This window comes from Martinezella tropici, from assembly GCF_008370325.1.
Classification (GTDB): domain Bacteria; phylum Pseudomonadota; class Alphaproteobacteria; order Rhizobiales; family Rhizobiaceae; genus Rhizobium; species Rhizobium tropici_B.
Genome location: NZ_VNIP01000011.1, coordinates 498,674 through 520,362 on the forward strand (window position 1 = coordinate 498,674; position 21,689 = coordinate 520,362).

Genomic DNA, 21,689 nt, shown 5'->3' on the forward strand with positions numbered 1-21,689 from the left:
TCAAGAAAATCAGGCTCGCCCTTTGATTGCCGCCTGCGCCGCCGCAAGCCGTGCGATCGGCACGCGGAAAGGGGAACAGGACACGTAGTCCAGCCCGATATCCTCGCAGAAGTGGATGGAAGCGGGATCGCCGCCATGCTCGCCGCAAATGCCGAGCTTCATGTCGTTGCGGGTGCGGCGCCCGCGTTCCGAAGCGATGCGAATGAGTTCGCCTACCCCATCGAAATCGAGCGAAATGAAGGGATCATGCTCGATGATGCCCTTGCGCTGGTAGGTCGGGATAAAGGCGGCGGCATCGTCGCGCGACATGCCGAACGTGGTCTGGGTCAGGTCGTTCGTGCCGAAGGAGAAGAATTCGGCCGCCTCGGCGATGATATGGGCACGCAAGGCCGCGCGCGGCAGCTCGATCATCGTGCCGACGAGATAATCGATCTTCATCCTGGCTTCCGTCATGACGGCGCGCGCCACCTCATCGATGCGGGCCTTGACGTAATCGAGTTCGGAACGCAGGCCGACCAGCGGCACCATGATCTCGGGCACGACGGCAGCCCCCGTCTCGCGTGCGGCAAGGACCGCCGCCTCGAAAATCGCGCGGGCCTGCATCTCGACGATCTCCGGATAGGAAATCGCCAGCCGGCAGCCGCGATGGCCGAGCATGGGATTGAACTCGTGCAGCGCATCGACGCGCTGGCGCAGGCTGGCCGGCTCCATGCCCATGATGCCGGCAACCTCGGCGATCTCCTCATCCGTTTTCGGCAGGAACTCGTGAAGCGGCGGATCGAGCAGGCGGATGGTCACCGGCAGGCCATGCATGATGGTGAACAGGCCGGTGAAATCGAGGCGCTGCATCGGCATGAGCTTGGCAAGGGCGGCCCGGCGGCCCTTTTCGTCTTCGGCGAGGATCATCTCGCGCATCACATGGATGCGATCGCCTTCGAAGAACATGTGCTCAGTGCGGCATAGGCCGATGCCCTCGGCGCCGAAGGAGCGGGCCGCGCGTGCATCGGCCGGGGTATCGGCATTGGTGCGCACAGTCATGCGGCGCGAGCGGTCGGCCCAGGCCATGATGCGACCGAAATCACCGGACAGTTCCGGCTGGATCATCGGCACTTCGCCCTTCAGAACCTGGCCGGTGGATCCGTCGATGGTGACGATATCGCCTTTCTTCAGGGTGATACCGATTCCGATCAGCTTTTCATTGCGCATGTCGATACGCATGGTGCCGGCGCCGACGACGCAGGGAATGCCCATGCCGCGGGCAACCACCGCCGCATGGCTGGTCATGCCGCCGCGGGTGGTGAGGATCGCCTCGGCGGCGTGCATGCCGTGAATGTCTTCCGGGCTCGTTTCGATGCGCACGAGGATGGCTTTGCGGCCTTCCTCTTCCGCAATAATTGCCTCCTCGGCCGTGAAGACGATCTCGCCAGTGGCCGCACCAGGCGATGCAGGGAGACCGGAACCGATAACCTCGCGGTGGACGCGCGGGTCGATCGTCGGGTGCAGCAGCTGGTCCAGCGTCGTCGGCTCGATGCGGGAAACCGCTTCGTCTTCCGTGATAAGCCCCTCGTCGACCATGTCGACGGCGATCTTCATCGCCGCCTTGGTGGTGCGCTTGGCATTGCGGGTCTGCAGCATCCAGAGCTTGCCACGTTCGATGGTGAATTCCAGATCCTGGACCTCGCGGTAATGCGATTCCAGCTGCGAGCAGATGCTCCGAAACTCGGCAAAAGCCTCGGGCATCACCTTTTCCATCGACGGCTTTTCATAGCCAGAGGCGATGCGGGCGACTTCCGTGATGCTCTGCGGCGTACGGATGCCGGCAACGACATCCTCCCCTTGCGCATTGACGAGGAACTCGCCGTAAAGCTCCTTCTCGCCGGTCGAGGGATTGCGGGTGAAGGCGACGCCGGTGGCGGAGGAATTGCCGAGATTGCCGAACACCATCGCCTGAATATTGACAGCGGTTCCCCAGGCCTCAGGGATATTGTGCAATTGCCGATAAGTGACGGCGCGGGCGTTCATCCAGCTGGCAAAAACGGCGCCGACGGCGCCCCAGAGCTGAACCTCCGGCTCCTGCGGGAAGGCTTCGCCCAATTCTTCCTCGATGACGGTCTTGTAGATCGAAACCACATGCTGCCATTCGACGGCGGTCAGGTCGGTATCGAACTCGTGGCCGAACCGCGCCTTCTCATCCTCCAGAATCTCTTCGAAGACCTCGTTGTCGAGGCCCATGACAACATCGGCATACATCTGGATGAAGCGGCGGTAGCTGTCCCAGGCGAAGCGGGCGTCCCCGGCATCATGGCCGAGTGCCTGCACCGTGGCATCGTTGAGGCCGAGATTGAGGACGGTATCCATCATGCCCGGCATGGATGCCCGGCCGCCCGAACGCACGGAAACCAGCAATGGCCGCGCGGTATCGCCGAACCTTCGCCCGGTAATGGCCTCCATCCGCTGCAAGCCCTGCATGACCTGCGGCTTCAGCTCATCGGGGATATTGCGACCATTCTTGTAATAGAAAGCGCAGACCTCGCTGACGATCGTCAGCCCCGGCGGGACCGGCAGGCCGAGATTGCACATTTCAGCAAGATTGGCGCCCTTGCCGCCGAGCCGTTCAAAGTCGCCGGCGCCCCCCTCGGCCTTGCCGCCGCCGAATGTATAGACCCACTTCGTCATCGTCTCCGTCCAACTCCTCCGGTTGAACTTAATTCATTGAGGCACAAATGAAAATCGACAAATGCGGCAAAATGTTGCGCTGCACAATAAATATGGCCCGGAGCGTTCCGATTTCAATCGATTGATCGAAACCGGGAGCTTCCGGGGTCATTTTAGCGCTACTGACGGCTAAGCCTGCGGCTCACGCTGGGCCAGAATCTTGTCGATCCGCATGCCGTCGAGATCGACGATCTCAAAATGCCAGCCGCCGAAGGTAAAGCTTTCGCCCACTTCGGGCAGATGGCCGAGCTGGTAAAGCGCAAAGCCCGCCAATGTGTGGAAATTGACGTCCTCCTCGCTGAAGCGCAGCCCCAACCGCGCAAAGGCGTCGTAGACCGGCATCATGCCTTCCATCAGCAGCGATCCGTCGGCCCGCTCGACGACATCGGGCGTGTCGTTGTCCATGTCTGGCAGATCGCCGGCAATCGCCTCCAGCAGATCCGTCTGCGTGACGATGCCTTCCAGGCTGCCATATTCATCGATGACCATGGCGAGGCGGACGGGGGCGCGCTTGAAGCTTTCGAGCACCTTGAAGACCGCCGTCGCCTCATGCACGACCAGCGGCTGGCGGATGACGGCCATGGGGTTCAGCGGCTCGCCGTTCAGAAGCTGATCGAGAAGATCCTTCTTCAGGATCATGCCGATCGGCTCGTCGATCGATCCACGAGCAACGAGAAGCTGCTCGAAACGGCTTTCGCGAATGGTCTTCTGCATTTCCGCCGGCGTGTCGTCAGCATCGATCCAATCGACCTCCAGCCGTGGCGTCATGATGTTGGAGACGTCACGATTGCCGATATTGAAGACGCGCTCGACCAACTCCTGCTGCGCTTGCTCCAGCAGCCCGGCTTCCTGGCTTTCGGCGATCAAAAGCTTGATCTCGGCGGGCGAATGCAACGACCCCTCGCCTGCCCCTGGCTGCAGCCCGAAAAGGCGCAGAACAAGATTGCCAAGGCCGTTGAGGACGGTGATCGCCGGACGCAACAGGAAAAGGAAAAGACCAAGCGGCCGCACCACGCCCAAAGCGGTGCCCTCGCTGCGCTGCAACGCCAGGCTTTTCGGTGCAAGCTCGCCGAGGACAATATGCAGCGCGGTGATGATGATGAAGGAAATGGCGACGGCAATGGCATGGGAGCTGGCCGCCGCCCATGCTCCGGGAAGAAATTCGAGAAGCGGCTCGAGAAGATGCGCAAGCGCGGGTTCACCGACCCAACCGAGGGCGAGCGACGAGATCGTGATGCCGAGCTGCGTGGCCGCCAGATTGGCGTCGAGATTGTCGACTGCCTTCTGCAGCGACTTGGCGTTCATCCGCCCTTCGGTAACCAGTTCCGTCACGCGGCTGCGGCGAACGGAAACCAACGAAAACTCCGCCGCAACGAAAAAGCCATTGGCGGCTACGAGCAGTAATACGGCAAGTATTCCGAGGAAATCGAAAATACCGCCAGTCGAACCAGACATACTTCCCTTCCGGGCGGATCAGCGCCCATGTTGTTGATCGAAAAACGAAACTAGCACGCTTTCCGGCTGCACGGCAGCCGAAGCAGCAATTTCCTGTCGATAAGAGAAACATTTTTCCCTTCCAAAGAAGGTGGCCTGTGCACGACGAAATGCAAAGAGTGCCTAAGCTCCTCGAAGCAGGCGTTACTCCTTGGCGAAGAGCCCGTCAAAGACGACTTTCTTGAACTCGACCAGTGCTGCATCACTCTTCTCGGCTCGCATACGCAGCAACGCGCCTTCCCAACTGTTCAACACGAAACGGCCGAGCAAAGCTGCGGGAAGCTTGTCGCTGATCACTCTCAGCTCTTGCGCCTCGGCGATGCATTTTTCAAAAAAGCTGCCCCAAGCCTCGAAATGTTCGACCAGATGCTCGCGCATGAGTTCGCTGTGATCGGCAACCTCCGCGGCGAAATTGCCAAGCAGGCATCCTCGCACAAATCCATTCGCTCTGAAGGCAGCGATGCGATCATCGAAATAGGCCTCCAACCTGGCGAGCGGGCCGACATTCGAATTGCAGAAAAAGTCGCGCAACTTGCCTTCGTTGCGATCGAAATAGGCGTCAATCACTTCGGTCCCGAACGCCTCCTTACTCGGAAAGTGATTGTAGAAAGAGGCCTTGGGGACATCCGCTCCATCCACGATGCTCTGGATGCCGGTCGCGGCATAACCTTCGGCGTGGATCATTTGCAGACCCACCTGAAGGAGATTGTTACGCGTATCAGGCTTCGGCTTCGGGCCGCGCTTGGCACCTGCAGGAGATTTCATTTCAAGCCTCTTGACTAATTACGACCAACCGGTCATACGATGTTTATCGCAACTCTCTGGACAGGTGTCAAGGGAGCGGCGGACTAGCGCGCATCATACCGAGATCGAATGCGAGCAAGGGCGTCCTCTATAGGGACGCCTGTCGGCGGAGCGTGCCTTCGGACCGTCGCGGACATGGGTATCGATCCGCTGAGGTCGATTGGCTGGGAGGACAATGACTGCACCTCTCAACCGCTGATACGACCAGCATCGGAACCGCAAATTCCTCAAACGGCAATGGAGACAACAATGACTGAGATTGAAACCGCCAAGCCGAGCCTGAACTGGGATGTGCTGACGATCAAGCGACCCGGCCTTGGCCGCGACGTGCCGGCCGGCAAGGAGGAGTTGATGTGGGTGGTGAATTCATCGACGCTCATCTATGGCGAGCGCGACGCAGTCCTCGTCGATACGTTCCTCACAGCCGAGCAGGCGGAGATCTTACGCGATTGGGTCGTCGCGAGCGGCAAGAATCTCACCACGATCTACGTCACGCACGGACATGGCGATCATTTCTTCGGCCTTGCACCACTTCTTGAGCATTTCCCCAATGCGAAGGCGGTCGCGACGCCCGCAGTGGTCGAAGCCATGCATGCGCAACTGGCGCCAGCATCGATCGACGGCTTCTGGCGCAGACTCTTTCCCGGCCAGATTCCCGACCGGTTGCTGATCGCCGAGCCGCTCGACGGCGACACTTTGGAACTGGAAGGGCATAAGCTTGTTGCAGTGAATGCCGGGCATACCGACACGGCGCAATCAACCTGCTTGTACGCCCCCATCGATCGAGCTGATCGTCGGCGGGGATGTCGTCTACAATGGTATTCACCTTTACCTTGGCGAGACCGACAAGCAGAGCCGGCTTGAGTGGATTGCTGCGCTCGACAAGCTTGAGGCCCTGCGGCCCAAGACGGTGATCGCCGGGCACAAACTGCCTGAAAATGCAGATGATCCCCGCATCATCGGCGAGACGCGGCAATATCTTCTCGATTTCAATCGCCTGAACGAGGCAACGACGACCGCGCAAGAGCTCTACGACGCCATGCTGGAACTCTATCCCGATCGCGCCAATCCGGGCTCACTCTGGGGTGCTTCGAACACCGCCAAGAAGCAAAGGTAAGGGCAGTGGGTTGCCGGTCGGTTTCACGGCCGGCCCGATTTTTCATTCCTCATTTTGGAATCGGCCCCTCATTCAATGGATACAAGAGATATCGGACATGGAAAAAATACTCTCCGCCTTCGCATTGGCAATGCTTTCGGCCGGATCACTGGCGGCAGCGCCAGCCGCCGACAAGGATCCATTGGACAAACTCACCCTGAACACGATCAGATCGCATTTCAGTCAGCTTATGGACTCGGCAAACAAGCATGATCTCAAGGCGTTGCACGACATTTTCTGGCAGTCACCGTCCGTCCTTCTGGTCGCGAAAAGCGCAATCCCGTCCGAAGGCAACTGGGCAGGATTTTGGGGTAATGAGGCCGTGGACCAGAAGCTCCACGATATCGCTGGGTCGGGACCCGTCGTGCTTGCGCCCGACCTCTCCAAGCTCAAAGTTGTCGGATTGACCCGCGACATGGCAGAATCCTATGCGCCGATGAACATTACGGTTTCCTATGCCGGTCAGGACGGAACCCCAAAGCCGTTCCTGATGATCATCAATTGGATCAAGGTGAAAAAGGACTGGAAGGTCGCATCGGAAATCATTCTTCCCGTGCCGCCAGCGCCTAAAGGCTAAAGCATCGACAACCTATTGAACCACCAGTGAGAATTCCGGAACGACGAATTACATCGCACATTCGTTCGAATCGATAGCTTGATGAAAGTCGCTGCCGGACAGCGAAAAACATCAAGCGATTTCGCGCAGCCGCTCGGCGGTCTGCAGGTCGACGGAGACGAGCTGCGAGACGCCCTGCTCCGCCATTGTCACGCCGAAGAGGCGATTCATGCGGGCCATGGTGATGGGATTGTGGGTGATAACTACGAAGCGCGTCTCGGTCGAGGCCGCCATCTCATCCATGAGGTTGCAGTAGCGCTCGACATTGTGGTCGTCGAGCGGCGCATCGACTTCGTCCAGCACGCAGATGGGCGCGGGATTGGTGAGGAACACCGCGAAGATGAGCGCCATGGCCGTCAATGCCTGCTCGCCGCCCGAAAGCAGGGTCATGGTCTGCGGCTTCTTGCCCGGCGGACGGGCGAGGATTTCGAGGCCGGCCTCCAGCGGATCGTCCGACTCGATGAGCTGCAGCTCGGCCGTGCCGCCGCCGAAAAGATGGGTGAACAGGCGCTGGAACTGTGCATTGACGATATCGAAGGCAACGATCAGACGTTCGCGGCCCTCGCGATTGAGGCTCTGGATTGCGCCACGCAACTTCCTGATGGCATCGATGACATCATCGCGCTCTTTGATCAGCGCCTGCAGCCGCTCCGTCAGCTCCTTGCTCTCCTCCTCGGCGCGCAGATTGACGGCGCCAAGACGCTCGCGTTCGATCTTGAGCCGTTCCAGCTCGCGTTCGACCTCGCGCAGATCCGGCATGTTCTGCACTGCCGAAAGGCCGGTCAGGCGCATGGCCTCGTGCGGCTCGACATTGAGCGCCTGACGAATGCGCAGTTCGCTCTCCTGCCGACGCTCGCGAGCAGAGACCAGCCGCTCCTCGACACGACCACGTTTCTCGCGGCTTTCGGCCAGTTCGGAGAGAGCCGTCGTCGCATGGCGATCGGCCTCGCGCTGTACGACCTCCGCTTCGGCAAGGCGGTCGGCGGCCTGGCGGCGCGCCTCCTCGGCCTTCTGCAGCTCATTCATCAAGGCTCGGCGCTTGTCGTCGAATTCATCGGGGGCGAGATCAAGTTCGGCCGCCTCCTCGCGCGCTTCTTCTTCACGGTCGCGCAGTGTCTGGATATGCTCCTCGGCGCTGGCCGCGCGCTGGCGCCAGGTATCACGCTCCTGCCGGATCGCCAGAAGGCGGCGTTGCCGCGCCTCGTTTTCCCGGTTCAAGCCTTCATGGCGGGCGCGGGCCTCAGCCAGCACGCCACGGTCCGTCGCAACTTCGGACTGCTGGTCGCGCAGCTTCAGATCGATGGCATCGAGATTCGGCGCATCTTCCAGTTCGATGCGGGCATTCTCATCCTGCATGACAACATCTTCGAGCTGCTCCTGCAACCGGCTGACGGCCTCGACGATGACGTCGCGGCGGCGGATGAGATCGCCGGAGGCCCGCTCCGCCGCAGCAAGTGCTTCGCGCGCCTCGGCCAGACGCCGGGCCGCAAGGCGGCTTGCATCACGGGCGGTGGCCAAACGGCCCTCTTCGCCCCTGATCGCATCGGCGGCGGCAGAAAGGCGCTCCTCGGCCTCGACAAGCACATCGCGGGCAAGCTCGGCTTCGGCCTCCAGCTCGGCAAGCCGGTTCTTCTGGGCGAGCCGCAGTGCAGCCGCACTCGGTGCATCCGCTCCGGTCACGTGCCCGTCCCAGCGGAACACGGCGCCATCCCTGGTCACCAGCCGCTGCCCCGGCTTCAATTCCGGCATCAGCCGCAGTGCATCTTCCACCGGGACAATGCCGATCTGGCGAAGACGGCGTGTCAGTGCCGCCGGCGCGCCGACATGGGTGATCAGCGGCGCGGCGCCTTCCGGCAAGGCCGGATCGTTGGCGCCGCTGCCATTGTCCGACCAATAGACCGGCGCCTCGGAATTGAGCGAGGATTCCAGATCATCGCCAAGTGCAGCGCCAAGCGCCGTTTCGAAACCACGATCGACACGCAATTCCTCGGCGACAGGCGAAAAGGCGCCGGACGTATCGCCCGCTGCCAGCATCTTGGAAATGGTCCGCGCTTCGGTTTCGAGAGCATTCAGACGCGCCCGCGCCTGCTCGACCGGGCCACGCGACAACGCCTCGGTTTCGCGCGCCTTGGCAAGAACCTCCTCGACACGTTGGATCTCGCCTTCCGCATCGGCGACGACGTTTTCCGCCGCCTCGACCATATCGCGCTTTTCGCTAGGATCGGGCAGATCGGCCATCTTTTCGTCGATGGCGGCAAGTTCTCGGTTCGCTTCGTCGGCCTGACGCTCGAGGCGCATCTTGCGATCGGCCAGATCACGGATGGCGCGCTCCAGCTGGTTGCGGGCAGCGGCGGCTTCTGCGCGCTCCGCAGTCAGGGTGGTAAAAATCCGCTCGCTGTCGGCAAGCTTGGTGGCCGCTTCTTCGAAGGCTAGGCGCGTTTCCTCGGCAAGCCTGCCGGAATCGGCAAGAATATCGGCGAGGTCGGCTTCTTCGGTGTCGAGCTTTGCCAGAATAGCGGCATTGTCGGCGACAAGTCGCTGCTCGCGGCCGATATCCTCGGCCAATTGCGCCAGGCGACGGATCAATTCGTCCCGCCGCCGCAGGATGCGATTGACATCCTCTTCCAGTTGCGAGCGGGCGATCTGCAGTCGTTGAAGAGCAGCGGCGGCCTTCGCCTCTTCGTCGCGCAGCTCCGGCAGCTTGAAGCTGGCAATGCCTTGTGCCTTTGCCGCTTCCATCTGGATCTGCGCCTTCTCGGCGACCAGGACGGTTGCCTGGTTCAGCGCGCTATCGGCCTCGGCTTCGGCTTCCTTGGCCTGCACCCAGCGGATATGTAGCAACATGGCCTCGCGGGCACGGATATCAGCCGAAAGCATCTTGAAACGGTTGGCCTGGCGCGCCTGACGCTTCAGGCTCTCGATCTGGCTTTCGAGCTGCGACGTTACATCGTCCAGCCGCTCGAGATTGCTTTCGGCGGCACGCAGGCGCAGCTCGGCTTCGTGTCGGCGCGAATGCAAACCGGAAATGCCGGCCGCCTCTTCCAGCAGCTGGCGTCTCGCCTGCGGCTTGGCCTGGATCAGCTCGCCGATACGCCCCTGCCCGACCATGGAGGGCGAGCGGGCGCCGGTGGAAGCGTCGGCAAACAGCAGCTGTACATCCTTGGCGCGCGCTTCCTTGCCGTTGATGCGATAGACGGAGCCCTGCTCACGCTCGATGCGGCGCGTGACCTGAATTTCGTCGCTATCGTTGAAGGCGGCGGGCGCGGTGCGATCGCTGTTGTCGAGATACAGACCGACTTCGGCGGTGTTACGGGCGGGACGATTGCCGGATCCGGAAAAGATCACGTCGTCCATGCCCGAGGCGCGCATGTTCTTATAGGAATTCTCGCCCATTACCCAGCGCAGGGCCTCAACGAGATTGGATTTGCCGCAGCCGTTCGGGCCGACGACACCCGTCAGGCCGCGCTCGATGACGAATTCCGCCGGTTCGACGAAGGATTTGAAGCCGACAAGCCTCAGTCTATTGAACTTCATAGGCTGATCTCCACCCTCCCCTTGAGGGGGAGGGTCGGACCGAAGGTCCGGGGTGGGATAATCATGCATTCACCCCAGAAATCACCCCTACCTGCGCGTTTCGCGCGGCCTCCCCCCTCGAGGGGGAGGTAATAGAAAGCAGGCGCACAACCTCGGCCGCCCGCCTGTGATCGAAAAAGGCGCGGATCAGAGCAGGCTGTCGATAAGCTTCGACATGGCACCAACAGACATGTCCCCTGCATAGCGCTTGCCATTGATCAGGAAGGTCGGCGTGGCATTGACGCCGAAATCCTTGGCTGCGCGTTCCCGTACTGAGTTGACATCATCCAGAAGCTTCTGGTTCGTCAAGCATTTCGTGAAGCTATCCTCAGTAAAACCAGCGAGTTTCGACATCTGCAGCAGTGCGGCGCGGCCGTCGACGTCGGGCGAGGCCCAGGCGATCTGCTGCTTGAACAGCATTTCGACCATCGGCATGTACTGTTCCTGCGGGGCGCAGCGGGCCAGCATGAAGGCTGCGGCTGCACGCGGATCGAACGGGAATTCGCGGATGATGAAGCGAACCTTGCCGGTGTCGACGTATTTCTGCTTGATCGTGTCGAAGGTCGTGACGGCAAAATGCGCGCAGTGCGGGCAGGTCAGCGACATGTATTCGACGATCTTGACCGGAGCGTCTTCCTTGCCGAAAGCAATTTCCGGCAGCGGGCCGGGCTTCAGCACTTCGTTCATGTCAACATTGCCGTCTGACGGCGGCACTTCATCTTCGGCAGTTGCGGCGGATGCGGTGCCGGCGAAGGCAGAGAACGCCGCGGAGAGGGCCGCAACGGCAGAGCCGCCCAGCAGATGGCGTTTGGTCAAGAGCATGTCGGACATCGGCATAGAGTCACCCGTCGTTAAAGAGGCTTCGAATGTTTCATGCGATATAACGGCAGCTTGCCGCTAACAAGGCACGGTTGGCCAACTTTCTTCAAAGAATTGTGACCTGGCAAAGACAAAGGGGTTAAATTATCGCCGGAATTGATGAGGATGTATGCGAGGTCAGTGTTCGTCGAGTAAGGTCGATGGGATATTTTGGCCAGCATAAAAGAGACGTAGAATAATGACCTGTTCGTTCTTGATATGATAAGCGGCGGTAACCCGCCGCTCAAACACCATAATCCGAACACCCGGCCCTAAACTCTCGCGTTGCGGACCTCGATCAGCCATCGTTTCAAGTGTTTTGCACTGCCGTTGGAGCCGTTGGATAAACGACAATGCGTGGCTCGAACTGTCTTTCGCAATAAATTCATAGATGCCAATAAGGTCGTCTTCGGCGAGAGCACTGAAAATAACCTTATATGTCACGACCAGCAGCTTTCATTCGCTCGGCATGCATTCTTTCAACTCTGTCAAAAACCTCGTCAGCATCTCTGCCGGGTCGTGGGTCATTAAGCGCTTCCTGGATCTTTGCGCGCATTACTTGATTGATGACTTCTTCTTCACGGTCCAATGCCCTTAAGGCAGCGCGCAGGACTTCACTGGCAGAATCGTATGCTCCGGATTCCAGTCGCGCATCCACACCGCGCTGCTGGCTACCAAGTGTGACTGTGATCGGCTTGCTGGTCCGCATATCCAGTTCCTTGTCAATACCTTGCCTTGAGTATGACAGTGTCATTAATAAAAGCAAGCCTGGATTATTTCTTGTCCCGCTTCCAGGCCATGGCGGTCCCCAGACGCTGAACGGCAGCTCTGATCTTCTCATCCTCGATGCCGTCCATCATGTCAGACAGCTTGCGCGCCGCCTCGCCCTTCAATGGCGGCGGCGTGCGGGAGCGTTTGGATGCGACCGAGACCGGCTTCTGGACGATACGAATCTGATTGACGGCATAGAAGCCGAAGAAGCTGTTGATGCGCTGGATAAGCTCGCCTTGAGCATGGGTGAGAAAGAGCGCACGAGCGCCTTCACAGGCGATCGTCAGCACGCCCGGCTGATAGCGGTCGTCCACGCCGGGGCCTGTTCGCTTCGCCCAGGCGATCTTTTCCGGCCGCGTGCAGTCGGCAAAGTCCTCGCCGGCGATTTCGTCCCAGCAGCCGAGCAGCGTGGTGTTGATGCCGGCGCGCTTTGCCAGCACCGGATCGACGATGCCGTTGGTCAGCTCGGAAATCTGCTTTTCGCCTTTTCGGGGATAACTCATCTCAATCGGCTTCCGGTGCATGCTTTGTACGTCGGGCATCTTGATCACCCGACGCAGCTTGGCCAAGTATAGAGCACTTCCCCTCGACGCAGCAAATCATGACCTCGACTTTAGAATCCCCCACGGCCGCATCTCTGCTTGCCTGGTACGACCGACACCATCGCGACCTACCCTGGCGGGTCTCACCGCCCATGGCTGCGCGCGGCGTCAAGCCCGATCCCTACCGCATCTGGTTGTCGGAAGTCATGCTGCAGCAGACGACGGTGCCGGCGGTCAAAGCCTATTTCGCGAAATTCCTGGAGCGCTGGCCGACGGTCGATGATCTCGCTGCCGCGGCGAACGACGAGGTCATGGCCGCCTGGGCCGGGCTTGGCTATTACGCCCGCGCCCGCAACCTGAAGAAATGCGCCGAGGCCGTTTCAGCCGATCATGGCGGCCGTTTTCCCGATACCGAGGATGGCTTGCGCGCGCTTCCGGGCATCGGCGATTACACGGCTGCCGCCGTTGCCGCGATCGCATTCAATCGCCAGGCGGCGGTGATGGACGGCAATGTGGAACGCGTCATTTCCCGCCTCTATGCGATTTCGGCACCTCTGCCCGGTGCCAAGCCGCTGATGAAGCAGAAGGTCGCCCTGCTTACTCCTGCGGACCGGCCAGGCGATTTCGCCCAGGCGATGATGGATCTCGGCGCGACGATCTGTACGCCGAAGCGTCCGGTCTGTTCGCTCTGTCCCTTCAACGGTGCCTGTCAGGCGCTGGCGGGGCATGATCCCGAGCGCTTCCCGGTCAAAGCCGCCAAGAAGGAAAAGCCGGTGCGCCAAGGGGCGGCCTTCGTCGCGGTCAATGATGAGGGCGAAATCTTTCTGCGCCGCCGCATCGAAAACGGCCTGCTTGGGGGGATGACCGAGGTGCCGACGACGGGGTGGACGGCACGGATCGACGGCGAGACCGGCATCGAGGCGGCCCCCTTCCCGGCCGACTGGCAGCCGGCAGGCACGGTGACGCATGTCTTCACGCATTTCGAGCTGCGGCTGTCGATCTGGCGCGCCAAGTCAGTCTTGGAGAAGGACAACCATGACGGATGGTGGGCGCCGGTTACAAATCTTGAAGAGCAGGCACTCCCAACAGTCATGAAAAAAGCGATCGCTCAGGCTATTCCCAATGCGTTCGCAAAAATGCCTTTAGAGCAAAAATCAGGAATTCATTCATGACGACGGAAATACGGCATATCGTTTTCGATATCGGCAAGGTTCTGCTTCACTACGATCCGAGCATCCCCTACAGCCGCATCATTCCGGACGATGCCGAGCGCGAATGGTTCCTCGCCAATGTCTGCACACATGAATGGAACCTCGAACAGGACCGCGGCCGTACCTGGGGAGACGCCGAGGCGCTACTGATCGCCGCCCATCCCGAACGTGAAGAGCATATCCGCGCCTTTCGCAAGTATTGGCACGAGATGGTTCCGCATGCCTATGAAGGCAGCGTCGCGATCTTCGAAGGATTGATCGCGGAAGGCCGCGACGTCACTATGCTGACCAATTTCGCCTCCGATACGTTTCGCGAGGCGCAAGAGCGCTATCCGTTCCTCAACAAGCCGCGCGGCGTGACCGTTTCCGGCGATATCGGCTTGATCAAGCCGGATGTCGCGATCTATGACACCCACGCCAAGAGTTTCGATCTCGATCCGGCCTCGACGATCTTCATCGACGATTCCTATCCGAACGTCGAAGGCGCACGGGCGGCCGGCTGGCATGCAGTTCACTTCACCGGCGCCGAGAAGCTGCGCAGCGATCTCGCCGCCCATGGCATAAAGGTTTGAGCCGATGATCTTCGACCCCGCAGAGCGCATCGATCTGTTCCATGATGCGATCAATCGCCTCGACTATGAGGCGATCGAGAACTTCTTCGCCGAAGATGCCACCTATGTCTCGAATGGAGTCGGCAGCCTTGCCGGCCGTGCGGCGATCATGGAAGCGTTCCGCGGCTATTTCGACACCTATCCCGATCAGACGGCATCCAATTCCCTGGTGGAAACGTTGACGCCGCTTTCGGGCCGCGCCGTCTGGTCGGTGCGGGCCACCAACAGCAAGACGGGCAAGCCTCTGATCCGCGAGGGCGAGGAGACCATTACCTTTGATGAGAATGGCCGCGTCGTCCGCGTCGATGTCACGGACTATCAGGAATTCTGATATCCGAAGCTGAAAAGACACCCAAGGCCTTACCGATATTCGTTCGGTGAGGCCTTGGGCGTTTCACCTTCTTCCCTAACTGGAGGTACACGACGGAAGAAGGCGGATGTGGTTGCGGGAAATGGCTGAGGCTACTCCACCTTCGCCAGATCGCTGCGGATAATGGCCCTGAGTTCGTCGATCGGACGCAGGGAACTGCCGTCGTCGAAATGCCAGAACATCCATCCGTTGCACGCATCCAGGCCCTGAACCTTCGCGCCAAGGCGATGAATCGAACCGGCCTCGCCGCCGGAGGCGACCGTGCCGTCGGCGCGCACGATGGCGCTATAGCGGCGTTTCGCGTCCGTCAGGACCTGGCCCGGCTTGATCATGCCGCTCTCGATGAGCACGTTGAAAGCCACGCGCACTTCGGCCTTCTTGCCGGTCATGACGGTCAGTTCCGCCTTACCGAGCGGCTCGACGGCTGCGATGCGGGCGCTTGCCGCGTCGATATAATCCTGCTCGCGCTCGATACCGACGAAGTGGCGGCCGAGGCGCTTGGCGACGGCGCCTGTCGTGCCCGATCCGAAGAAGGGATCGAGAATGATGTCGCCGGGCTTGGACGAGGCCATGATGACGCGGGCAAGCAGCGCTTCCGGCTTCTGGGTCGGATGCACCTTCTTGCCGTCATCGCCCTTCAGCCGCTCGTTGCCGTTGCAGATCGGGAACAGCCAGTCGGAGCGCATCTGCACGTCGTCGTTGGCGGCCTTCATGGCGTCGTAGTTGAAGGTATAGCCCTTGGCCTTGGCGTTCGGGCTTGCCCAGATCATCGTCTCATGGGCGTTCTGGAAGCGACGACCCTTGAAATTCGGCATCGGGTTGGTCTTGCGCCAGACGATGTCATTGAGGATCCAGAAGTTCAGATCCTGCAGCGTCGCGCCGACGCGGAAGATGTTGTGATAGGAGCCGATGACCCAGATCGTGCCCGTCGGCTTCAGCACGCGGCGGCAGGCGAGCAGCCAGGCGCGGGTGAAGGCATCATAGGCTTCGAAGGAGGCAAACTGGTCCCACTCGTCATCGACTGCGTCGACCAGCGACTGGTCCGGACGGTGCAGCGTGCCGCCGAGCTGAAGATTGTAGGGCGGGTCGGCGAAGATGACGTCGACGGACTGATTGGGCAGTGCTTCAAGAGCGGCCACGCAATCGCCCTTGATGATCGTGTCGATCCAGGAACCCGGAACGGCTGATGTCCTGAGGTCGGCAAGCGGGAAAACTGACGCCATGTGATACTCGCTGTTACACTTACTCGGTGTTCTTAACTGAGTGTTATGGTTACCTAACTTGGTTACCAAAGACTAAAGCGGCGGCATATTTTCCAAATTCCCACGCAAGTTCGCGGGAATTCGGGCCTCGTCGAAAGGCGTTGAAAGCCCTAGATATCGTGTACTGCGTGGCTATCATCAGGCGCTTCGTCCCGCTCCGTCATTCCATAGTCGCGAAGAACCTGCGCCACGCGCAGCCGATAATCAGCAAACACCGTCTTTCGGCCTGCCGTCTGTGCGGCGCGGTGGGCTTCGCGGTTTCGCCATTCACGAACGGCCGCCTCGTCGCGCCAGAAGGACAGCGACAGTAATTTGCCTGGCTGGCTCAGGCTTTCGAAGCGCTCGATCGAGATAAAGCCGTCGATCGTTTCGAGTTCGGAGCGCAGCATTGCGGCAATGTCGAGATAGTGCTGACGTTCATCGGGATGGGGAATGACTTCGAAAATTACTGCGATCATGGCGATATCCTTGGAGCATGCGGTAAGGATATATTTTTCAGGAAAATGCGATCTTCCCGCAAGATGAAACGCTCGCGGCGGGCAAAATCGAGATTGGCCTGTGCCAGCGGATCGGCGGCAAGGCTCTTGCGATAGGCCTCGTAGGCAGCCAGGCCTTCGATGTTGTAGATGCCGTAGGCCGTCGTCAGCGAGCCCTCGTGCGGTGCGAAATAACCGGTCAGGTCGGCGCCGTTGCGCGGGATGACCTGGCCCCAGGCCTTGCCGTACTCTGCGAAGGCTTCCTGCTTGAACGGGTCGATCTGATAGCGGATGAGACAGGTGATCATTGGCTTTCTCCTTTGCCGATACAGACGTTTTCGCACATTGCAAGGCGGAGATGGTTCGGTTACGATCGAAGTATGAAAGAAGGTCCAGACATAGCACAGATCGGCTCGCTGATCGGCGATCCCGCGCGCGCGAATATTTTGACAGCGCTTATGGGCGGCCGAGCGTTGACGGCAACGGAACTTGCGGCCGCTGCCGGCGTGACGCTGCAGACCGCCAGTGCCCATCTTGCCAAGCTCGAAGCGGGCGGCCTGCTGACGCAACGCAAGCAGGGACGCCATCGCTATTTCACGCTGGCAGACGATCGCGTCGGCAAACTGCTCGAGGGCATCATGGGTTTTGCCGCAAGCCGTGGGCACCTGCGCCATCGCCCCGGCCCGAAGGAGCCGGCCCTGCGCAAGGCGCGCATCTGCTACGACCATCTGGCCGGCGACTACGGCGTGCGCATGCTGGACAGCCTGATAGAGGCCGGTTCGATCTCTGTTATGGGCGAAGGCCTGAGCCTGACGCCCGGTGGTGAGAAGCATTTGGGATCGATCGGCATCGATGTCTCCGGGCTTCGCTCCAGCCGCCGTCCGCTTTGCCGGTCCTGCCTGGATTGGAGCGAACGGCGGGCGCATCTGGCCGGCAGCCTCGGCAAGGCACTGCTTTCAAACTTCTTCGACAAGGGTTGGGCGCGGCGAACCGAAAACAGCCGCTCGATCTTCTTCACGCCAGAGGGAGAGCGCCGTTTCCTGGCGCTCTTTCCGCTCGAATTGGGGGAAGACATCGAGCAGCCCCAGCTGGATGATACGCCTTAAACTGACCCGATCGGGACGCCGCTGAAATTGCTCCAATAATGCACCGAAGAAATTATCTATAATTTTTAGCCGACGATTGCGAAGGCTTCACGCGTCGATCCGGAAGGTGTGCGAACCGGTGCGCGGCCGATCCATTGCACATGCTTCTGCAGGATCGCAGCCGCCTCGTCGGCCCGCCCCTGGCGCAACGCCGCCAGAATAGCGCGATGGTCGTGATCCGTGCGCTTCTCCCAGCCGGATTGCCAGGCGGAGAAGAGAAAGCGAGCGCTGGCGGCATGCAGGTCATCGATGGCAGCCAGCAGCCGCGCCATGCCGCAGGGCGCCAGAATCAGCCGGTGGAAGCGGCGATTGGCTTCCTCCCAGGCGTGGACGTTGCCGGCGGCATCGCCGTCGCGCGTTGCCTGCTCAGCCTCATCGAGAATGGCAGGCGTCAGGTGCGGCGCTGCATGCTTGAGCGCAAGCCCCTCAAGGGCTGCCCGCATTTCCGCGACCTCGCGGACTTCCTTGAGATCGAAGGAGGCGACGCGAACGCCGCGACGCGGCAGGCTGATCGCCAGCCCCTGCGCCTCCAGCCGCCGGAATGCCTCGCGCACGGGCACGTGGCTGGCGCCGAACTCTTCGGCGATGTGATCCTGCCGCAGGCGGGCATCGGGCGCGATCTCGCCGCGGATGATGCGATCGGCAAGCACCCGGCTGATGCGGCTGGCAATGGTGGTGTCGTCGCGCTCCTTGGCCATGGCCGATCCTTAAAGGCGTGCCTGCCGGATGTCGAGCGGCAAGCAAAAGTCATCACTTCTTTCGCGCATTTCGACCCTTTCGCTAACTGCAGCGCAGCCATGCCCGCCAATTGGTTGAGCTTTGCCGACATATCGTGTAAAGCCCCACCGTCATTTTCCAGAGCATGCGGCGAACCACCGACGGCCTTCCGTGAAGCATGCCGAATTCAGCCCATATCAAAGGCAGCACCTCTCATGAGCAATGGCTTCGACCTCATCATCTTCGACTGCGACGGCGTTCTGGTCGATTCGGAAATCATCGCGGCACAAGTCGAATCCAAACTGCTGACCGATGCCGGCTATCCGATCAGCACCGAGGAAATGGGCGAGCGCTTCGCCGGCATGACCTGGCGCAACATCCTGTTCGAAGTCGAGCGCGAGGCGAGCATCCCGCTCTCCGCGTCGCTGCTCGACAAATCCGAGAAGCTGCTCGACCTGAAGCTTGCCAGCGACGTCCAGGCCATTCCCGGTGTGCCGCTTGCGCTGTCGCGGCTGCCAATGCCGCGCTGCATCTGCTCGAATTCCAGCTCCGAACGCCTTGAGATGATGCTGACCAAGGTCGGCTACATCAAGCTGTTTGCTCCGAATATCTTTTCCGCCAAGGATCTCGGTGCCGACCGCGTGAAGCCGAAGCCGGATATCTTCTTGCACGGCGCCAGGGAGATGAATGCCAGCCCGGCCAATACGATCGTCGTCGAAGATTCGGTTCACGGCGTCCAGGCGGCACGAGCCGCCGGCATGCGCGTCATCGGCTTCACCGGTGCGTCGCACACCTATCTTTCGCATGCAGACCGGCTGACCGATGCCGGCGCCGAGACCGTCGTCAGCCGCATGGCCGACCTGCCCGGGGTGGTCATGGCACTCGCCGAATGGGACGGCGTGCTCTGAGGCAATAGGCAATAGGCAATAGGCGATAGGCAATAAATGTTGCGGCTATAGTGCCGGCGGCAGCAAGGACAAGGTGATCTTTTCCTACTGCCTACTGCCTACTGCTTGACCCCAACCTTAGTGACGCTTCTTACGCGCCGGCTTCTCGCCCTTCACAGGCTTCTGCGGCCCCTGCTCGAAGCCGAGCTGGACGATCGTAAAGCCGCCGGAGCCGCCGGCAACCTGGATATCGTTATCGGTGAAGAGGAACTGTGCGGTGGTTTCGCCCGGCGGAATTTCCGCCGTGTACATGATGGTCTTGCTGTAAAGGGCGTTGTCATTGTCCATGACGGCAACGTGGATGGGCAAGGTGACCTTGCCGGAGCTGCCCATCGGGCCTGCAACCAGGCGCCCTTGCGCGACGACGTGAATGCCAAGGCTGGCGCCGTCGCTGGTGCACTGGCGCGTCGCCTGCGCGAGCGAGGCTTGATAGGCCAGCTGGTTCGGATCGTCCTTGGCGCCCTTGGCGTAAACGCGATAGACCGAATCCTCATCGCGGATGACAGCCTGCGGGCATTTGCCGGCGACATAGGTCTGACCACCGGTCGGAGCCGCCGTCGCGGTGCTCGCCTGCGGTGCTACCGCTACGTCCGTTGCCGGCTGTTTTTCATTATTGCCGCCAATACCGAGAGTGCTGCAACCCGTCAGCAATGCCAGAAGCGAAGCGGAGAAAAGACGACGCGAAACCTTGCCAAACACTATTATTCCACCCTCTCCATATATTTCACATTATCGGCCTGCAGCCTGTCAAACGGGCCTTTTATGACACTTGGCGATGGTCTATACCAGCGACGCAGCAAAAAATCGATTGGGTAGACACCGTTTTGGCTCACTTTTCGAGATCCACACATTGCCATAGACAGCCGCCGCATGGCGCCGATCCCACGCGCCTTGCGCAAACGCGAAAACCACGCGGCTGATCCGACGCAAAAAGACAGGCCGCCGTCGCTTCGTTCCACTACCCTCTCAATCGATCACTCAGGCAATTTTGCGACCAAAGGAATTCTAAACCGTGGATTACATTTCAACGCGGGGAGAAGCCCCTGCCCTTGGCTTCTGCGACGCTCTCCTGGCCGGCCTTGCCCGTGACGGCGGGCTTTACGTTCCCCGTGAGTGGCCTGTCCTGACGAAGAAGGAAATCCGCGCCTTTCGCGGCAAGAGCTATCAGGAGGTCGCTTTCGCAGTCCTCTCGCCCTTCACGAACGGCGAGATCCCGGCAGAGATCTTTCGCGGCATGATCGACGACGCCTACGCCACCTTCCGGCACCCGGCGGTGGCTCCGCTCGTCCAGACCGGGCCGAACAGTTTCGTCATGGAGCTCTTCCACGGCACGACGCTCGCCTTCAAGGATGTCGCCATGCAGCTGCTGGCGCGGCTGATGGATTACGCGCTGGAAAGGCGCGGCCAGCGGGCGACCATCGTTGGCGCCACGTCGGGCGATACCGGTGGTGCTGCGATCGACGCCTTTGCCGGCCGCGAGCGCACCGATATCTTCATTCTCTTCCCGCATGAGAAGGTCTCGCCGGTGCAGCAGCGGCAGATGACTACCTCGACGGCGGCAAATGTTCACGCGCTGGCGGTCAAGGGCAATTTCGACGACTGCCAGAACCTCGTCAAAGCCATGTTCAACGACGCCGCCTTCCGCGACAAGGTCAAACTTTCCGGCGTCAACTCCATCAACTGGGCGCGAATCATGGCGCAGGTGGTCTATTACTTCACTACCGCCGTCGCTCTTGGCGGCCCGGACCGCAAGATTTCCTTCACCGTGCCCACGGGCAATTTCGGCGATATTTTCGCAGGCTACGTCGCCAAGCGCATGGGCCTTCCGATCGAGCGCCTGGTCATCGCCACCAACGAGAACGATATCCTGGCACGCACGTTGAAGACAGGCCGCTACGAGATGCGTTCAGTCAAGGCAACTACCTCTCCGTCGATGGATATCCAGATTTCCTCCAACTTCGAACGGCTGCTGTTCGAGGCCAACGGCCGCGATGCTTCCAAGGTGCGCGCCGCCATGGAGAGCCTGAAGCAGTCGAACGGCTTTTCGATCAGCGAAGAGGCCCTGAAGTTCATCAAGAAGGACTTCCGCGCCGGTCGCGCCAGCGAGAAGCAGGTGGCCGAAACGATCCGCAAAACCCTTGCTGACACGGGCTATCTGCTCGATCCGCATACGGCGATCGGCGCCTTCGTCGCCGCGAAGAACGAGCGCCCCAGCAGCCCTATGGTGACGCTTGCCACCGCACATCCCGCAAAATTCCCCGCCGCAGTAAAATCCGCATCCGGTATTGACCCGGCGCTTCCGACGTGGCTTGCTGGTCTGATGACCAGGGAGGAGCGTTTCGACATTCTCGATCCGGAACTTAAAGCCGTTGAAGGCTTTATCGGCAAGCACGCCAGGGCCGGGGAATAACAAACGCGGAA

Annotated in this window: 22 protein-coding genes; 9 read left to right on the forward strand and 13 right to left on the reverse strand. The window is 60.6% G+C overall.

What is annotated here, in order from left to right:
- Nucleotides 1-9 precede the first annotated feature (9 nt).
- From ppdK to FP026_RS23350, 3 genes are all read right to left on the reverse strand, one after another.
- Nucleotides 10-2,676 carry a pyruvate, phosphate dikinase gene (gene ppdK, locus FP026_RS23340; RefSeq protein WP_149636960.1) on the reverse strand — a complete coding sequence of 889 codons (2,667 nt, stop codon included), beginning with the start codon at nt 2,674-2,676 and terminating at the stop codon, nt 10-12.
- 168 nt (nt 2,677-2,844) lie between these two features.
- On the reverse strand, nt 2,845-4,170 hold the full coding sequence (locus FP026_RS23345; RefSeq protein ID WP_149636961.1) for a hemolysin family protein: 1,326 nt from the start codon (nt 4,168-4,170) through the stop codon (nt 2,845-2,847).
- Nucleotides 4,171-4,353: 183 nt separating this feature from the next.
- Complete coding sequence (locus FP026_RS23350; RefSeq protein WP_149636962.1) at nt 4,354-4,974, reverse strand: TetR/AcrR family transcriptional regulator; 621 nt, start codon at nt 4,972-4,974, stop codon at nt 4,354-4,356.
- Between the two features lie 288 nt (nt 4,975-5,262).
- Between FP026_RS23350 and FP026_RS23355 the strand changes: the two genes are divergently transcribed.
- From FP026_RS23355 to FP026_RS23360, 3 genes are all read left to right on the forward strand, one after another.
- The gene (locus tag FP026_RS23355; protein WP_246665413.1) at nt 5,263-5,877 is read left to right on the forward strand and encodes an MBL fold metallo-hydrolase; all 615 of its coding nucleotides are present in this window, start codon (nt 5,263-5,265) and stop codon (nt 5,875-5,877) included.
- Nucleotides 5,878-5,923: 46 nt separating this feature from the next.
- Entirely contained in the window at nt 5,924-6,130 is a 207-nt protein-coding gene (locus tag FP026_RS30625) for a hypothetical protein (RefSeq protein WP_246665414.1), read from the forward strand.
- A 97-nt stretch (nt 6,131-6,227) separates the two neighbouring features.
- Nucleotides 6,228-6,746: a hypothetical protein gene (locus tag FP026_RS23360; protein ID WP_149636963.1), complete on the forward strand. Its 519-nt coding sequence runs from the start codon at nt 6,228-6,230 to the stop codon at nt 6,744-6,746.
- Between the two features lie 111 nt (nt 6,747-6,857).
- Here the strand turns inward: FP026_RS23360 and smc are convergent, their stop codons facing one another.
- From smc to FP026_RS23385, 5 genes are all read right to left on the reverse strand, one after another.
- Nucleotides 6,858-10,319 carry a chromosome segregation protein SMC gene (gene smc / locus FP026_RS23365; protein WP_149636964.1) on the reverse strand — a complete coding sequence of 1,154 codons (3,462 nt, stop codon included), beginning with the start codon at nt 10,317-10,319 and terminating at the stop codon, nt 6,858-6,860.
- 186 nt (nt 10,320-10,505) lie between these two features.
- Nucleotides 10,506-11,195 (reverse strand): DsbA family protein, encoded by a 690-nt coding sequence (locus FP026_RS23370; protein ID WP_149636965.1) that lies wholly within the window; start codon nt 11,193-11,195, stop codon nt 10,506-10,508.
- A gap of 159 nt (nt 11,196-11,354) precedes the next feature.
- Entirely contained in the window at nt 11,355-11,660 is a 306-nt protein-coding gene (locus FP026_RS23375) for a type II toxin-antitoxin system RelE/ParE family toxin (RefSeq protein ID WP_149636966.1), read from the reverse strand.
- Complete coding sequence (locus FP026_RS23380) at nt 11,650-11,925, reverse strand: type II toxin-antitoxin system ParD family antitoxin (protein WP_149636967.1); 276 nt, start codon at nt 11,923-11,925, stop codon at nt 11,650-11,652. The genes FP026_RS23375 and FP026_RS23380 overlap by 11 nt, the downstream gene beginning before the upstream one ends.
- Before the next feature lie 64 nt (nt 11,926-11,989).
- Nucleotides 11,990-12,490 (reverse strand): DUF721 domain-containing protein, encoded by a 501-nt coding sequence (locus FP026_RS23385; RefSeq protein WP_149636968.1) that lies wholly within the window; start codon nt 12,488-12,490, stop codon nt 11,990-11,992.
- A gap of 98 nt (nt 12,491-12,588) precedes the next feature.
- On the opposite strand from FP026_RS23385, the gene mutY reads away from it, so the two are divergent.
- The 3 genes from mutY to FP026_RS23400 are packed head-to-tail and all read left to right on the forward strand — an operon-like array spanning nt 12,589 to nt 14,682.
- Nucleotides 12,589-13,701: an A/G-specific adenine glycosylase gene (mutY, locus tag FP026_RS23390; protein ID WP_432444143.1), complete on the forward strand. Its 1,113-nt coding sequence runs from the start codon at nt 12,589-12,591 to the stop codon at nt 13,699-13,701.
- Nucleotides 13,698-14,312: an HAD family hydrolase gene (locus FP026_RS23395; RefSeq protein ID WP_149636970.1), complete on the forward strand. Its 615-nt coding sequence runs from the start codon at nt 13,698-13,700 to the stop codon at nt 14,310-14,312. The genes mutY and FP026_RS23395 overlap by 4 nt, the downstream gene beginning before the upstream one ends.
- 4 nt (nt 14,313-14,316) lie before the next feature.
- Nucleotides 14,317-14,682, forward strand: a complete 366-nt coding sequence (locus FP026_RS23400; RefSeq protein WP_149636971.1) for a nuclear transport factor 2 family protein — start codon at nt 14,317-14,319, stop codon at nt 14,680-14,682.
- A gap of 131 nt (nt 14,683-14,813) precedes the next feature.
- Here the strand turns inward: FP026_RS23400 and FP026_RS23405 are convergent, their stop codons facing one another.
- The 3 genes from FP026_RS23405 to FP026_RS23415 all read right to left on the reverse strand — a co-directional run bounded on the left by FP026_RS23405 (nt 14,814) and on the right by FP026_RS23415 (nt 16,767).
- On the reverse strand, nt 14,814-15,944 hold the full coding sequence (locus FP026_RS23405) for a site-specific DNA-methyltransferase (RefSeq protein ID WP_149636972.1): 1,131 nt from the start codon (nt 15,942-15,944) through the stop codon (nt 14,814-14,816).
- A 149-nt stretch (nt 15,945-16,093) separates the two neighbouring features.
- Nucleotides 16,094-16,441: an antibiotic biosynthesis monooxygenase family protein gene (locus FP026_RS23410; protein ID WP_149636973.1), complete on the reverse strand. Its 348-nt coding sequence runs from the start codon at nt 16,439-16,441 to the stop codon at nt 16,094-16,096.
- Entirely contained in the window at nt 16,438-16,767 is a 330-nt protein-coding gene (locus tag FP026_RS23415; RefSeq protein ID WP_149636974.1) for an NIPSNAP family protein, read from the reverse strand. Before FP026_RS23415 ends, FP026_RS23410 begins: the two co-directional genes overlap by 4 nt.
- Nucleotides 16,768-16,839: 72 nt before the next feature.
- Here FP026_RS23415 and FP026_RS23420 point away from each other — a divergent pair, with 72 nt between their 5' ends.
- Nucleotides 16,840-17,565 carry an ArsR/SmtB family transcription factor gene (locus tag FP026_RS23420; RefSeq protein ID WP_149636975.1) on the forward strand — a complete coding sequence of 242 codons (726 nt, stop codon included), beginning with the start codon at nt 16,840-16,842 and terminating at the stop codon, nt 17,563-17,565.
- Nucleotides 17,566-17,630: 65 nt separating this feature from the next.
- Here the strand turns inward: FP026_RS23420 and FP026_RS23425 are convergent, their stop codons facing one another.
- Nucleotides 17,631-18,302, reverse strand: coding sequence for a GntR family transcriptional regulator (locus FP026_RS23425; RefSeq protein WP_149636976.1), 672 nt, complete (start codon nt 18,300-18,302; stop codon nt 17,631-17,633).
- 234 nt (nt 18,303-18,536) lie between these two features.
- Here FP026_RS23425 and FP026_RS23430 point away from each other — a divergent pair, with 234 nt between their 5' ends.
- A complete protein-coding gene (locus FP026_RS23430; RefSeq protein WP_149636977.1) occupies nt 18,537-19,229 on the forward strand; it encodes an HAD family hydrolase in 693 nt (230 codons plus the stop codon).
- Nucleotides 19,230-19,346: 117 nt separating this feature from the next.
- Here the strand turns inward: FP026_RS23430 and FP026_RS23435 are convergent, their stop codons facing one another.
- Nucleotides 19,347-19,967: a hypothetical protein gene (locus FP026_RS23435; protein WP_149636978.1), complete on the reverse strand. Its 621-nt coding sequence runs from the start codon at nt 19,965-19,967 to the stop codon at nt 19,347-19,349.
- Nucleotides 19,968-20,280: 313 nt separating this feature from the next.
- On the opposite strand from FP026_RS23435, the gene thrC reads away from it, so the two are divergent.
- Nucleotides 20,281-21,678, forward strand: coding sequence for a threonine synthase (gene thrC, locus FP026_RS23440; RefSeq protein ID WP_149636979.1), 1,398 nt, complete (start codon nt 20,281-20,283; stop codon nt 21,676-21,678).
- The last annotated feature ends 11 nt before the right edge of the window (nt 21,679-21,689 follow it).

Bases quoted from the DNA above. Each gene is read 5' to 3' on its own strand.
- ppdK (WP_149636960.1), bottom strand. From the start codon at position 2,676: ATGACGAAGTGGGTCTATACATTCGGCGGCGGCAAGGCCGAGGGGGGC.
- FP026_RS23345 (WP_149636961.1), bottom strand. From the start codon at position 4,170: ATGTCTGGTTCGACTGGCGGTATTTTCGATTTCCTCGGAATACTTGCC.
- FP026_RS23350 (WP_149636962.1), bottom strand. From the start codon at position 4,974: ATGAAATCTCCTGCAGGTGCCAAGCGCGGCCCGAAGCCGAAGCCTGAT.
- FP026_RS23355 (WP_246665413.1), top strand. From the start codon at position 5,263: ATGACTGAGATTGAAACCGCCAAGCCGAGCCTGAACTGGGATGTGCTG.
- FP026_RS23360 (WP_149636963.1), top strand. From the start codon at position 6,228: ATGGAAAAAATACTCTCCGCCTTCGCATTGGCAATGCTTTCGGCCGGA.
- smc (WP_149636964.1), bottom strand. From the start codon at position 10,319: ATGAAGTTCAATAGACTGAGGCTTGTCGGCTTCAAATCCTTCGTCGAA.
- FP026_RS23370 (WP_149636965.1), bottom strand. From the start codon at position 11,195: ATGCCGATGTCCGACATGCTCTTGACCAAACGCCATCTGCTGGGCGGC.
- FP026_RS23380 (WP_149636967.1), bottom strand. From the start codon at position 11,925: ATGCGGACCAGCAAGCCGATCACAGTCACACTTGGTAGCCAGCAGCGC.
- FP026_RS23385 (WP_149636968.1), bottom strand. From the start codon at position 12,490: ATGAGTTATCCCCGAAAAGGCGAAAAGCAGATTTCCGAGCTGACCAAC.
- mutY (WP_432444143.1), top strand. From the start codon at position 12,589: ATGACCTCGACTTTAGAATCCCCCACGGCCGCATCTCTGCTTGCCTGG.
- FP026_RS23395 (WP_149636970.1), top strand. From the start codon at position 13,698: ATGACGACGGAAATACGGCATATCGTTTTCGATATCGGCAAGGTTCTG.
- FP026_RS23400 (WP_149636971.1), top strand. From the start codon at position 14,317: ATGATCTTCGACCCCGCAGAGCGCATCGATCTGTTCCATGATGCGATC.
- FP026_RS23405 (WP_149636972.1), bottom strand. From the start codon at position 15,944: ATGGCGTCAGTTTTCCCGCTTGCCGACCTCAGGACATCAGCCGTTCCG.
- FP026_RS23410 (WP_149636973.1), bottom strand. From the start codon at position 16,441: ATGATCGCAGTAATTTTCGAAGTCATTCCCCATCCCGATGAACGTCAG.
- FP026_RS23415 (WP_149636974.1), bottom strand. From the start codon at position 16,767: ATGATCACCTGTCTCATCCGCTATCAGATCGACCCGTTCAAGCAGGAA.
- FP026_RS23420 (WP_149636975.1), top strand. From the start codon at position 16,840: ATGAAAGAAGGTCCAGACATAGCACAGATCGGCTCGCTGATCGGCGAT.
- FP026_RS23425 (WP_149636976.1), bottom strand. From the start codon at position 18,302: ATGGCCAAGGAGCGCGACGACACCACCATTGCCAGCCGCATCAGCCGG.
- FP026_RS23430 (WP_149636977.1), top strand. From the start codon at position 18,537: ATGAGCAATGGCTTCGACCTCATCATCTTCGACTGCGACGGCGTTCTG.